This window comes from Bradyrhizobium arachidis (genome assembly GCF_015291705.1).
GTDB classification, from domain to species: domain Bacteria; phylum Pseudomonadota; class Alphaproteobacteria; order Rhizobiales; family Xanthobacteraceae; genus Bradyrhizobium; species Bradyrhizobium arachidis.
This window is the reverse complement of sequence record NZ_CP030050.1, coordinates 8,318,620-8,331,666: the sequence shown is the minus strand read 5'-3', so window position 1 is coordinate 8,331,666 and position 13,047 is coordinate 8,318,620. Positions and strand designations below refer to the sequence as shown.

General features: G+C 65.9%; 13 protein-coding genes. 11 read left to right on the top strand and 2 right to left on the bottom strand.

Annotated elements, in window-relative coordinates:
* The first annotated feature begins 87 nt into the window (after nt 1-87).
* From WN72_RS39305 to WN72_RS39265, 9 genes are all read left to right on the top strand, one after another.
* Nucleotides 88-1,224 (top strand): ATP-grasp domain-containing protein, encoded by a 1,137-nt coding sequence (locus tag WN72_RS39305; RefSeq protein WP_092218446.1) that lies wholly within the window; start codon nt 88-90, stop codon nt 1,222-1,224.
* Nucleotides 1,221-2,111, top strand: a complete 891-nt coding sequence (locus WN72_RS39300; protein ID WP_092218445.1) for a succinate--CoA ligase subunit alpha — start codon at nt 1,221-1,223, stop codon at nt 2,109-2,111. The genes WN72_RS39305 and WN72_RS39300 overlap by 4 nt, the downstream gene beginning before the upstream one ends.
* Nucleotides 2,112-2,146: 35 nt before the next feature.
* Nucleotides 2,147-3,352 carry an FAS1-like dehydratase domain-containing protein gene (locus WN72_RS39295; protein WP_092218444.1) on the top strand — a complete coding sequence of 402 codons (1,206 nt, stop codon included), beginning with the start codon at nt 2,147-2,149 and terminating at the stop codon, nt 3,350-3,352.
* 89 nt (nt 3,353-3,441) lie between these two features.
* Nucleotides 3,442-4,641, top strand: coding sequence for a CaiB/BaiF CoA transferase family protein (locus tag WN72_RS39290; RefSeq protein WP_092218443.1), 1,200 nt, complete (start codon nt 3,442-3,444; stop codon nt 4,639-4,641).
* The gene (locus tag WN72_RS39285; RefSeq protein ID WP_027564058.1) at nt 4,638-5,828 is read left to right on the top strand and encodes a CaiB/BaiF CoA transferase family protein; all 1,191 of its coding nucleotides are present in this window, start codon (nt 4,638-4,640) and stop codon (nt 5,826-5,828) included. Before WN72_RS39290 ends, WN72_RS39285 begins: the two co-directional genes overlap by 4 nt.
* Before the next feature lie 23 nt (nt 5,829-5,851).
* Nucleotides 5,852-6,703, top strand: coding sequence for an HTD2 family dehydratase (locus WN72_RS39280; protein ID WP_092218442.1), 852 nt, complete (start codon nt 5,852-5,854; stop codon nt 6,701-6,703).
* A 68-nt stretch (nt 6,704-6,771) separates the two neighbouring features.
* Nucleotides 6,772-7,599 carry an ABC transporter ATP-binding protein gene (locus tag WN72_RS39275; RefSeq protein WP_092218441.1) on the top strand — a complete coding sequence of 276 codons (828 nt, stop codon included), beginning with the start codon at nt 6,772-6,774 and terminating at the stop codon, nt 7,597-7,599.
* On the top strand, nt 7,596-8,387 hold the full coding sequence (locus WN72_RS39270) for an ABC transporter permease (RefSeq protein ID WP_092218440.1): 792 nt from the start codon (nt 7,596-7,598) through the stop codon (nt 8,385-8,387). The genes WN72_RS39275 and WN72_RS39270 overlap by 4 nt, the downstream gene beginning before the upstream one ends.
* 38 nt (nt 8,388-8,425) lie before the next feature.
* A complete protein-coding gene (locus WN72_RS39265; RefSeq protein ID WP_092218439.1) occupies nt 8,426-9,445 on the top strand; it encodes an ABC transporter substrate-binding protein in 1,020 nt (339 codons plus the stop codon).
* A gap of 59 nt (nt 9,446-9,504) precedes the next feature.
* Here the strand turns inward: WN72_RS39265 and WN72_RS39260 are convergent, their stop codons facing one another.
* Nucleotides 9,505-10,080 carry a cysteine hydrolase family protein gene (locus WN72_RS39260; RefSeq protein WP_027564063.1) on the bottom strand — a complete coding sequence of 192 codons (576 nt, stop codon included), beginning with the start codon at nt 10,078-10,080 and terminating at the stop codon, nt 9,505-9,507.
* Complete coding sequence (locus WN72_RS39255) at nt 10,077-10,802, bottom strand: GntR family transcriptional regulator (protein WP_244553913.1); 726 nt, start codon at nt 10,800-10,802, stop codon at nt 10,077-10,079. Before WN72_RS39255 ends, WN72_RS39260 begins: the two co-directional genes overlap by 4 nt.
* Nucleotides 10,803-10,872: 70 nt before the next feature.
* Between WN72_RS39255 and WN72_RS39250 the strand changes: the two genes are divergently transcribed.
* Nucleotides 10,873-11,679: an HpcH/HpaI aldolase/citrate lyase family protein gene (locus WN72_RS39250; protein WP_092218438.1), complete on the top strand. Its 807-nt coding sequence runs from the start codon at nt 10,873-10,875 to the stop codon at nt 11,677-11,679.
* Nucleotides 11,680-11,759: 80 nt separating this feature from the next.
* Complete coding sequence (locus WN72_RS39245; RefSeq protein ID WP_027564065.1) at nt 11,760-12,965, top strand: ABC transporter substrate-binding protein; 1,206 nt, start codon at nt 11,760-11,762, stop codon at nt 12,963-12,965.
* The last annotated feature ends 82 nt before the right edge of the window (nt 12,966-13,047 follow it).

Genomic DNA, 13,047 nt, shown 5'->3' with positions numbered 1-13,047 from the left:
CCAGATCGACTTTTCTGCTCCATTTCTCGCCAAATCGACGCCGATCTTCAAACAATAGCCATTGACCGCTCGAAAATAGAATGCATTATGCATTTCATGTTGGTCACCGAAGCTCAGGGCAAGGCGCTGCTCCGCGCCGCTGCCGTTCCCACTCCCTCAAGCTGCGAATTGCATTCGCTCGAGGAGGTTCGCGGTTGCCAGGTCGGCTTTCCTGTTGCGGTCAAGGCGCAGGTGGCCGCCGGCGGCCGAGGCAAATCCGGCGGCATCCGCAAGGCGGCTTCGGCCACAGAACTCGAAGCGGCCTTCGACGCGATCATGGCGATGCGCTTCGCCGGAGAGGCGCCGGCGTCCGTGCTCGTCGAGTCCTGGCTCGACATCGAGCGCGAGCTGTATCTCGCCGTGGCGATCGACAGCCGCGTCGGCGGCTTCAACGTGCTTTATTCGCCGCACGGTGGCGTCAACATCGAGGACGGTCCGCCGCCGCTGAGCTATCCGGTCGGACTCGCCCGCAATTTTCGCGCTCACGTCTTTCGCGCGCTGCTCGAACCGGTCGAGAGTGATCCGAAGGTGCGCGAGCGCGTGATCTCCACGGCGCGCCGGCTGCTCGAGATCGCGCAGGCGAACGAATGCACGACGGTCGAGATCAATCCACTGGTCGTTGCCAAGGGTGGCGCGCTGATGGCTGCCGACGCCAAGATTGTCCTGGACGAAGCCGCGGCCTTTCGCAGAGCCGCCACAGCGTCGGCCATTGCGAGCTCGCGCGACAAGGCGGAACGCGAGATCAGGCTGTGTGAAGAGGCCAATCTGATGCTGGTCTGGCTCGATGGCGAGATCGGCCTGATCTCGGGCGGCGCCGGCATGACGATGGCCGCGATGGATGCGATCGACGGCGCCGGCGCGCAGCCGGCCTGCTTTCTCGACGTCAGCGGTAATCCGACGCCCGCAGGCTTCGGGCTCGCCTTCGATCTCCTCGACCGCGCACCGAACGTGAAGGGCATTCTGGTCAGCATGTTCGGCGGCGGGCTGCACACGGATCGTGTGGCTAAAACGCTCGTTGAGCTCTTGGCGAAGCGAGCGTCCCCGAAGCCGGTAACCGTCCGCCTCAATGGCACGCGCAGCGACCTGGCGACAACCATTCTCGGCGAGGCCGGCCATCGCAACCATGCGACTCTGGAGCTGGCCGTCGCCGACATCGTGCAGAAGGTTGCAGGAGCGCGGTCATGAGCATTCTCCTCGACTCCGACGTGCGCGTGCTGATCGTCGGCATCACCGGCAAGTTCGGGACCTTCTCGGTCAAGGATCTCGCGCAGAGCCACACCCGCGTTGTGGCCGGCGTCGCGCCGGGGCGCGGCGGCCAGGCCATCGAGGGCATTCCGGTGTTCTCGAGCGTCGCGGCCGCGATGCAGGAAACGCACGCCAATGCGGCGCTGATCTACGTGCCGGCCATGGTCGCACTCGATGCGGTGCTGGAGACGATCGAGGCCGGCTGCCCGCTGATCGCCTATCCAGGCGACGGCCTGCCTGTGCTCGATGCGATGGAGATGCGCGCGGCGGCGATCGAGCACGGCGCGCACCTGGTCGGACCGAATTCGCCGGGCCTGATTTCGCCGGGCAAGGCCAAGCTCGGCTTCATGCCGTCGTTCTGCTACACGCCGGGTCCGATCGGTGTGATCTCGCGCAGCGGCTCGCTGTCCTATGAGGCCTGCTTCCGCCTCTCGCAGGCCGGCCTCGGCCAAACCAGCGTCGTCGGCATCGGCGGTGATCCCGTGCGCGGCGTCAATGCCGCCGAGGCCATCGCGCTGTTCCACGATGATCCGGAGACGCGCGCCATCATCTATCTCGGTGAGATCGGTGGCTCGGAAGAATACGCGCTCGCCGAATATGCCAAGCGACCCGATGCAAAGCCTTCGGCGGCGCTTCTGGTTGGTCGGACCGCGCCCGCCGGCAAGAAGATGGGACATGCGGCCGCGATGATCGGCTCCTACGCCGAGAGTTGGGCCGCCAAGGTCGAGGCACTCGATCGCGCGGGCGTCGTGATCGCGCGCGACCTCGATGGCCTTGCGGCTGCGGCCGCATCGGCACTGGCCCGCGCCATGAAACCCGCAGCCTAGAAAAACCTCAACTCATACAGGGAACGGAGACCACAATGGCAGACGTCATGGAAAAAGAGGTCGGTCACGCGCCGGCGGAAGGAAAGATCACCGACGAGGCGATCGCGCAGGCGCGCAGCATGATCGGTCTGCAGCTTCGCCCCGAAGGGCCGTATCTCCAGGACGCGACCGAAGACACCATCCGCAATTTCTGCAACGGCATCGGCGATCTCAATCCGCTCTATCGCGATGCCGAGCACGGCCGCCAGAGCCGTTACGGCACCAATGTCGCCCATCCCATGTTTCCGATGGCGTTCGGCTGGATCGGCCGCACCCGCTGGGGCTTGCCCGGTGTGCACGGCTTCTACGCCGGCAACGACTGGGAGCTGTTCCGCCACATCCGTCCGGGCGACCGCATCACCGCGATCGAGCGCGTCGTCGGCATCGAGGAGAAGGAGAGCAAGTTCTCCGGACGCCTCGTGCTGCAATATGTCGAGGCGACCTATTCCAACCAGCGCGGCGACCTCGTGGCCCGCGCGCTCGGCACCTGCACACGTCACGAGCGCAAGGCCGCGCGCGACGCCGGAAAGTACAAGGACGTCAAGCCCTACGAATACACCGCGGACGAATTCGCGGCGCTCGATGAAGCGATCCTGAAGGAAGACGAGCGGATGCGGGGGACCGCTGTTCGCTACTTCGAGGATGTCAATGTCGGCGACGAATTGCCGCCGATCGTCCGTGGCCCGCTCTCGCTGATGGACACGATGGGCTTCCTGGTCGGCTGCGGCCGCGGCCACACTCACGGCATCGTGCTGAAATCCGCGGTCAAGCATCCCGGCCATTTCTTCCGAAATCCGGAGGCCGGCGGCGGCATCGAATATACCGGCATCGGCCATCACCGCGAGTCGGTTGCGAAGGAGGTCGGCGTTCCCGGCACCTATGATTACGGCCCGCAGCGCTCGTCGTGGCTCGCGAGCCTCGTCACCAACTGGATGGGCGACGCGGCGTTCCTGAAGCGCGTGCGCACCGAGATGCGACGCTTCAACACCATGGGTGATTCCACCTGGTGCAAGGGCAAGGTCAGCAAGAAATACGTCAAGGACGGTTTTGCGCTGGTCGATCTCGAGATCTGGGGTGAGAACCAGCGCGGTGAATTGACCACGCCGGGCCTCGCCACCGTGATGCTGCCATCGCGCAACGTGGACAATCGCGTGTTCTTCGACGGATCGGCGCTCGAGCTGGAATTGCCGACGATCCGCTAACGGCCGGCCCGAGCTAACAACCGAGGCGTGGTGCGCGTCCGCTCACCACGCTTCGGACGAGACCAAGAACAATAAGGGGAAGCGTTGCCATGATGGACGGGGCCGTTGCGCCGCTGCTGGCGGGAGTGACCGTCGTCGAGATCTCGCGCGGTGTTGCGGCGAGCCATGCCGGCCGGCTTCTCTCCACCCTCGGTGCCGAGACGGTTCTCGTCGAGCCGCCGGATGGCAATCCGCTTCGCCGTGAGCCGCCATTCCTTCCGCCGTCAGCCGAGGCCAGCGCGCTGTTCGCTTTCCTGGCGGCCGGCAAGAAAAGCGTCACATGCGATGTCGAGACGGCGTCGGGGCGGGCGGGATTGTCCGTGCTGCTGGCGGCCGCCGACATCTTGATCCACGACCTTCGCACTGACGAACGCGCGAGCCTCGATCTGGACGAGCAGACTCTGAGCTTGCGCTATCCGAAACTGATTGATGTCTCGGTGCTGCCCTTCGGCGCGGTCGGACCGAAGGCCGGCTGGCAGGGCGAGGAGATCAACCTGATCCACGCATCCGGCGAAGGCTTCCTGCTGCCGAATGGCCTTGCCGCCGAGCTCTTTCCCGATCGTCCGCCGATCAAGGTCTACGGGCACTTCGCCGAATATCAGGGCGGCGTGGTAGCTGCGCTCGGCGCGTTGTCGGCGCTGATCGGACGTGAGCAAGGTGGTGCCGAAAGCGTCGACGTCTCGGTGCAGGATGCCGCGCTTGCGGTGGGTGCATTCGCGCTGCAGCGCCTTGGCGACGGCTCGCTCGAGCATCGCCACACCCGCTCGTTCAAATATGGTGGCGTGCTCGAATGCGCCGACGGCTATGTCGAGCTGCTGACTCTCGAGGAGCGGCAATGGCGCGGCCTGGTCGAACTGATGGGCCGCCCGGACTGGATGCTCGATCCCGCGCTCGCGGATTCGCTGGAGCGTAGCCGCCGCGGTGCCGAGATCAATCGCGCCATTCGCGCCTGGGCGCTCGAACAGCAGACGGCGGACGTCGTCGCGCGCGCGCAGGCCTTGGGCGTCCCCATGGCGAAATATGTGAGCCCCGCCGAGGTGCTGGCCGGCGCGCATGAACGCGCGCGGGAGCTGTTTCAGCCGGTCGAGATCCCCGGCCGCGGCTCCTTGCCGGTGCTGTCGGCGCCGCTTCATGTCGATGGCGCGGCATTGCGCTTGCGAGCCGGGCCGCCGCGGCTCGGCGAACATCAGCACCTGCTCACGGCCAGGCGCATCCGCGACCAGCCGCTCGTCGCCGCGGAGGCCTCATGAAACCGCTTGCCGGAGTTCGCATCGCCGATTTCACGCTGCATGCGGCGGGTCCGTTCTGCACCCACATCCTGTCGCAGCTCGGCGCCGAGTGCATCAAGGTCGAGAGCGCGGCGCGCCCCGACATCTTCCGCAAGCCGCATCCGGTCTATGGCCGGATGGGACCTGCGAGCTTCGACCAGGTTGCCTCCAACAAGCTCTCGGTGCGCATCAACCTGAAGGACGCCAAGGGCATTGCGCTGGCCAGGAAGCTGGTCGGGGTGAGCGACCTCGTCTGCGAGAGCTTTCGGCCCGGCGTGATGGAGCGGCTCGGCCTCGGCTATGCCGCGCTCGCCGCGTTGAAGCCGTCGGTGGTGATGGTGTCGGTGTCCTCGTCGGGCCAGAGCGGGCCGGATTCGCATTTCGCCGGCTATGCGCCGCTGTTCGGCGCCTGGGGCGCGCTCGGCTATCTCACCGGTTACGAAGACGGACCGCCGGTCGAGATGCGCCATGTGATGGATCACAGCGTCGGCATGAATGCGGCGATGGCGGCGGTGGCCGCGGTGTATCGCCTGCGCCGCACCGGACGCGGAGGACATGTCGATGTCAGCGCGCGCGAGGTCGCCTGCTCGCTGGTCGGCGAGGCGCTGCTGTTCGCCGCGGCGGGCGGAAGTCCGGCGCGGATCGGCAATGATCATCTGCGCATGGCACCGCATGGCGTGTTCCGGACCCGCGAGGTGGATCGCTGGCTGACCATCGCGGTGCGCTCCGACGACGAATGGCGGAGCTTGGCGAAGCTGATCGGTGCACCGCATCTCCTGGCGGATCCGCGGTTTCAGACCGCTGCAAGCCGGCATCAGCATCGGCGGCCGCTGTACGGAGAGATCGAGCACTGGACGATGTCCTGCGAGGCCGGTGAGGCCGAACGTATGCTGCAGGCTGCCGGGATCGCGGCGCATGTGTCCTGCAACATGGAAGACATTGCGCACGACCGGCATCTGCGCGCGCGCGGAACCGTCGTCGACGTCGAAGACACGACGGGCCGCAGTCGTGCCGCGCTGAAGGCGCCGATCCGGTTCTCGCGATCCGAGGTCGGCATGGCACGCGGCACGCCGCGGCTTGGCGAGGACGAGGATTATGTGTTCAGCGAGCTGCTGGGCTTGAGCCACGCGGAACGCGACAGCCTGATCGAGCAGCGCGTGATTTACTGACCGTTTCAAGTGGAGTTGCCGCCATGAGCGAGAGTGCAGCATCGGTCGAACAGGACTGGCACGCCTGGGTCGGCCGCAAGGAAACGATCCGGGAGCTGATCGCACCGGACCGTGTCGCCGCGCTCGGCGCCACGCTCGGCATCGCGGGAAACCATGCATTCGGCGCGCCGCTGCCGCCGGGATGGCACTGGATCTTCTTCAACCGCTTCGTGCCGCGCCATGAGCTCGGGACCGACGGGCATCCCAAGCGTGGCGGCTTCCTGCCGCCGGTGTCGCTGCCGCGCCGCATGTGGGCCGGCGGGCGGCTCACCTATCACGCACCACTGACCATCGGCGGAGAAGGCGTGCGCGAAAGCACCATTCTCAAGGTTGAGGCCAAGTCCGGCCGCGCCGGCAAGCTCGTCTTCGTGACCGTCAGCCACAGCGTCACGTGCAATGGAACGGCCTGCATCACCGAGGAGCAGGACATCGTCTATCGCGAGGCGGCAGCGCCCGGATCGCCCGCGCCGCCGGCCTCGCCCGCTCCGCAGGATGCGGCGTGGTCGGAAGAATTCCGGCCCGACACGGTGCTGCTGTTCCGCTATTCGGCGCTGACGTCGAACGGGCATCGCATCCATTACGACCAGGCCTACGCGCGGGCCGAGGAAAACTATCCCGATCTCGTCGTGCATGGTCCCCTGACGGCGACGCTGCTGCAAGGCTTTGCGGAGAGGCGCGCCGGCCAGCCGCTCAAGTCTTTCGAATTCAGGGGCGTCTCGCCGCTGTTCGTGAGCTCGGCGCTCAAGCTGGAAGGAAAGGGCGATGCACAGTCGCTCGACCTCTGGGCCAGCGGTGCCAACGGCGCGCTCGCGATGCGCGCGGCGGCGCAGGTCTGAGGACGCCAGGACAGGATTGAGACCAGGGCGGGATCGAGAACAAGAAGAATACAGGGGAGGCGAAGGCGATGAGATCGGCGCACCTGTCTGTTGTCCCTGCGCAGGATTGCGAGGCGCCGCACGCGCCTGCGGTCGAGCTGCGCGGCGTCGGCAAGACCTTTAGCTCGCGCAGCGGCCGGGTCGATGTCCTCAGCGGATTGGATTTCTCGCTAGAGAACGGCGAGTTTCTCGCCATCGTCGGCCCGAGCGGCTCGGGCAAGTCGACGGTGCTGAACCTGCTCGCTGGTCTCGATCAGCCGAGCGCAGGCTCGGTCTTGTGCCAGGGCGAGCCGGTTGCTGCGGTCAACACCGGGATCGGCTATCTCACCCAGCACGACAGCCTGCTGCCGTGGCGGACCGTGGAGCAGAACATCGCAGTGCCGCTGGAGCTGCGCAATTTCGACCGCGCCGAGATTGCGGCGCGCGTGCATGAGCAGATCGCGCAGGTCGGCCTCGACGGCTTCGAGCGGCACTATCCGAGCCAGCTCTCCGGCGGCATGCGCAAGCGCGCGATGCTGGCCCGCACGCTGATCTACGATCCGCCGGTGCTGCTGATGGATGAGCCGTTCGGGCCGCTCGACGCCCAGCTCAAGCTGGTGCTGCAGGCCGAGCTGCTGAAATTGTGGTCGGCGCGGCGCAAGACCGTGGTGTTCGTGACCCACGACATCGTCGAGGCGATCACGCTCGCCGATCGCGTTCTGGTGTTCTCGCCGCGTCCCTGCCGGATCAGGCTCGACGAGCCGATCACCATTCCGCGGCCGCGCGAGGTGCACGAGGTGCGCTTCCATCCGGCGTTCGAAGAACACTACCGGCGGCTTTGGGCCGCGCTCGAATCCCCCGTGAGGCGACCGTCATGAGCACGCAGGCGCTGTCGGAGACGCGGGCCGAGCCGGCCTTAAGTCCATCCAGTCGTGTTTGGCTCTATCGCGCGATCTTCGCGGTTGCGATGCTGGCGGCCTGGCAGGCTGCGACCGGCCCGCTGCTCGATCCGTTCTGGGTGAGCAGCCCGGTCGCCGTATTCAAGACGCTGGTCGCGTGGACGGCGAGCGGGCAGCTCGCCTATCATCTGCTCATCACCTTCAAGGAAACGTTCGCCGGCTTCGTGCTGGGCGCAACCGCGGGCGTTGCGTTCGCATTGCTGGTCGGCGCGAACGACACCCTGCATCGCACCGTCGATCCGTTCGTCACGGCGGTCTACGGCGTGCCCAAGGTCGCGCTCGCGCCGCTCTTCATCATGTGGTTCGGCATCGGGCTCGCGCCGAAAATCGTGCTCGCGGCGATCAGCGTGTTCTTCCTGGTGTTCTTCTCGACCTTGCGTGGCGTGCGGGAGGTCGACCTCAAGATGGTCGATGCGCTTCGGACGATGGGCGCGGGCAAATTCGCGGTTCAGCGCATGGTGATCTTCCCGTCTGCGCTGCCATGGCTGTTCACGGGATTGAAGCTCGGTCTGCCCTACGGCTTCGTCGGCGCGGTCGCGGCCGAGATGATGGCCTCCAATGCCGGCATCGGCTACCTCACGCAGAACTCGGCGGGCCAGCTCGACACCGCCGGCGTGTTCGCCGCGCTGTTCGCGCTGATGGTCGTCACCACCCTGCTGAACGAAGCGCTCGGACGGCTGGAGAGCTGGATCTTCCGCTGGCGCTAACGGAGACCATGTCAAAACAAGAATAAAGGGAGGACATCATGATCACGCGTCGAACGATGTTGGGCGGTATGGCGGCAGGAGCATTCACCGGCTCGGTCACGCCGACCCTGGCGCAGGGTGCGGGCGGCAAGCCGGTCACCATCGCGATCGGCGGCTACACCTTCGCCTACCTGCCGCTGCTGGTGGCGACGGCTGCCGGATTCATGAAGGACGCAGGCCTCGACGTCTCGCTGATCGACACCGGCAGCGGGACCAACAGCATGGCCGCGATCCTCGGCGGCAGTGTCGATGTCGCCGGCCTCGTGATGAGCGACGCGATCCTGGCGGTCGCCAAGGGCCAGAAGATCAACGCCTTCGCGCCGCTGATGTCGCAATATGCGAGCGACGCCGTGATCAACCGGAAGACGGCGGAGAAGATCGGTCTTGTGCCGGAGATGCCCTTGAAGGAGCGCATGGCCCGCATGAAGGGCCTGACGCTCGCGATCTCCGGCCGCGGCAGCGGTACCGACAAGATCTGGCGTTATCTGCTGTCGCTCGGCGGGCTCGATCCGGAGAAGGATGTCAGCCTCACGGTGGTCAAGCTCGACAAGATGTATCTGGCGCTGCGCTCCGGCCAGATCGACGGCTTCAACACCACCGCGCCCGCGAACAACCAGGCGGTGGAGGACGGTCTTGCGGTCTGGGCGGCGCGCCCGTCGCATGGCGAGGTGCCCGGCATCGAGAACTTCCTCTACACGGTGCTGTGCGGACGGCCGGATTTCCTCGACAAGAATCCGGAGGTCGCCGCCGCGCTCGTCCGCGGCATGACCCGGGCGTCGGAGCTGATCCGGAGCGATCCCGATGCTGCCGGCCAGATCCTGCATGACCGGTATTTCCAGCAGACGTCGACCGAGCTGATCAAACACACGGTGTCGGATCAGCGCATGACCGTCTCGGTGCCGCCAACGCTGTCGGAGCAGCAATTCGCGCACAACATGGAGTTCGAGCTGAAGTTCAGCGAAGCCGTGCGCGGCGTCACCTATCAGCAAGCGATCAATCCGCGCTGGCTGGGGGCGTAGAGCTCATCCTTACCTTGCAGACGGTGCACCTTCTCCCACAAGGGAGAAGGAAGAAAGCGCTAGGCGAAGCTCACATCGGCACTGTTCTTGATCGCAGCGAAGCGGGCGAGGCAGCGCAGTGCGCTGTCGTGCTCGTCGCTCGTCCCGCCCGCGCAGCAATCCTCCAGCACCGTGCAGGCATAGTCGCGGTCGTGCGCCTCGCGCGCGCCGGTGTGCACCACGCCGTTGGTGGAGACGCCGGACAGGAACAGGTCGGTCACGCCGTGGGCGCGCAGGATCGGCTCGAGCGAGGTGCCGTAGAACGGGCTCACCCGATGCTTGACGATGTCGAAATCACCCGCTTCCGGGGTGAGGTCGGGATGCACTTCGGTGCCCCAGGTGCCGAGCTTGAACAGGCCGGCGCCCTTGGCGCGGGAGAAGATCGGCGAGTTCGGCGGGCATTCGCGGTAGTCGGGCGAGAACCCGACGCGGACGTAGCCGACCAGCACGCCGGCCGCGCGCGCTTTGGCGATGACAGCCTTGGTGCGGCCGAGCACGTCGCGCTCCTTCATCAGCGGGACGTAGGTCTTGGCCCCGCTGCCGTTCTCGTGGACGAGATCGTTCAGCATGTCCATGACGAGCAGCATCGGCTTCATAGCGTCTCCTTCTCAGAGCTCTTCGATTTGACGGGATCCTCAGCCTTGGCCGGCATGCTGTTGCGCAGCTCGGTCCAGCCGGTCTCGATGTGCTGACGCATCGTCAGCATCGCGCTTGCGGCATCGCCCTCGATCACGTTCTTCAGCAGCTCGCTGTGCTCCCTGGCGGCGCGCAGCGCGCGGCCGCCGATGCGGTTGATGACGTCGAACGGATATTGCGCCCACAGCACCTGGACGAAATGCAGCGTCTTCGGAAGCCGCGCGAAATCGTACATGCGGCGGTGGAAGCGGTAGTTGATGCCGCGCGCGGCCGTGCTGTCGTTGGCGAGCGCGGCCTCCTCGAACTGCCGCGCCAGCTCGCGCAGTTCCGCGATCTCCTCGGCGGTGATGTTGCGCACGGCGCTTTCGACCAGCTGGGTCTCGAGTGTGATCCGCAGCTTCAGGATCTCGGTGGAGGCTTCGACGTCAAACGGCGCCACGGTCGCGCCGCGATAGGAGTCGCTGGCGAGATAGCCTTCGGCCTCGAGCAGCTTCAGCGCCTCGCGCACCGGCGTGATGCTGATCTTGAGCTCCTGCGCGATCTCGGTCTGCTTCAACCGGGCGCCGCGCGGCAACCGCCCCGAGATGATGCCCTCGCGGAGATAGTCGGCGACCTGCTCCTCTTTCGTCCGGTATTCCATGTCGATGCCGCTGCCCCCGACCGATTTGCCCGCGACTACCATAGACGTGGCCCATCGGGGAGGATAGAAGTACAAACGATAATGCATCGTGCATAATCGAGGTCAGCGCCGCATGTCCAGCCCTTTGTCTCGCTCCTTCCTGTTCGTTCCCGCCAGCCGGCCCGAGCGTTTCGACAAGGCGGCGACGTCGGGCGCCCACCAGGTCATCCTCGATCTCGAAGACGCGGTGGCCCCGGCCGACAAGAATGCGGCGCGCGGCTCGATCGCGCAGTGGAGCGGGCGGACGGACGCGGTCGTGCGCGTCAATGGTGCGGACAGTCCGTTCTTCGCCGCCGACATGGACATGATCCGCCGCGCCGGCGTGACCAGACTGATGCTGCCGAAGGCCGAGCCCGGAGCGCTCAATCGTGTGGTGGGGTTGCTGGACCGGCCGTGCCAGATCATCGCGTTGATCGAAACCGTCAGGGGATATGCCGAGCTGCGCAGCATCGGCAAAAGCGGTCTGGTTTCGCAGTTGGCGTTCGGCAATCTCGACTTCGGCATCGATGCCGGCGTGACCGAGACCGCCCAGGAGCTTGATCCGGTCCGTCTGCAAATCGTTCTGGAATCGCGGCTGGCCGGATTGGCGCCGCCGATCGATGGGGTGACGACGTCGTGGACGGATGCTGCGGCCTTCGGTGCGGCGGTCGGCCGCGCAAAGGCGCTGGGTTTCGGCGCCAAGCTCTGCATCCATCCGGCGCAGGTCAAGCCGGTCAACGATGCCTTCCTGCCCACGGCCGACGAGCTCGACTGGGCCCGCCGGGTGATGGAGGTCGCCAAGGCCGGCGCGGCGGTGGCGCTGGACGGCAAGATGATCGATGCTCCTGTCATCCGTCGCGCCGAGCTGATCCTGGCGGGAGAGGTTCATATTGCCACATAATGCATAATGCATTTTTTCTTGACCAAGTCAGTTCCGCCCTCTAAAGATTGTCGGAGAAAAACAAATATCGGGGAGGGCCTATGAAGAGGCGCGACTTTCTCAAGCTATCGGGCGCCGCCGCGCTCGCATCGGCCTATCCCGGCACAGCGCTCCGCGCCGACGAGATCGGCGTCGACGCCGCCGCGAAGACCATCACCATCGGCGGGTTCACCCCGATCACGGGACCGGTCCCGTTCTACGCCATCCTGACCCACGCGGCGGACGCTTATTTCAAGAGCGTCAACGAGGCCGGCGGCATCAAGGGCTGGAAGATCAATTACGTGACGCTCGACGACGGCTACGATCCGGCCCGCAGCGTCGCCGCGGTGCGGCGCCTCGTCGAGGACAACCACATTTTTGCGCTCGTCGCCGCAGTCGGCACCGCGACCAATGTCGCCGTCATTCCCTATGCCAAGGAGAACGGCCTGGCGATGATCGGACCGATCGGCGGCGCCAGCGCCTTCTTCGCCGAGCCGAATATCTTTCCGCTGTTGCCCGACTACGGCTGGTCGGCGGCCTCGAATGCCGAGTTCGCCGTCAACGATCTCAAGCTGAAGAAGATTGCGCTGTTGTGGGAGAACGACGAGCTCGGCCGTTCCGCCAAGCGCGGCTTCGATCTCTTCATGGAGGCGAACAAGCTCACGCCGGCGGAGTCGGTCCCGTTCGAGGTGAAGACCACCGACTTCACGCCGCACATCCGCCGCGTCGCCAATTCGGAGGCGCAGGCCGCGATCCTGTTCGGCTCCAACGCCAACCTCGCGGCGGCGCTGAAGGCCGCCGACCGCCAGGGCGTCAAGCTGACCTGGTTTGCGCCGTTCTTCACCGCCGATCCCGCGACCTACAAGCTGACCGGCGATCTCCTCAACGGCGTTTACTTCTCCTCTTGGCTGCTGCCGGTCGACAGCGCCGAGCCGGAGATCAAGGCCTACCGCGAGGCCGTGTCGAAATACTATCCGAACGATCCGGTCGGCGTGTTCGGCCTCAACGGCTGGAGCAACGCCGCCCTGTTCGGCAGCATTTTGGGCGCGCTGATCGACAGCGGCAAGCCGATCACGCGCGCCAATCTGATCGAGGCAGGTAACACGTTGAGCAATGCTTCCGTCGGCGGCGCACGCAAGGTGACCTTCACCGGCGCCGATCACCGCGGCACGCGCCAGGAGGCGATCCTCCAGGCGCAGGGCTCCTTCGTGATGGTGCGCGACTTCAAGCCCTATCCGGCGGTGGCCTTCGACGCCAAGCCGGCCTGAGCCGATCCCTTCAGCGGGTGATTGCAAGACGCGATCGCCCGCTGTTCATGTTAATTGCCGACGCCAACAAGAAAACTGAAGA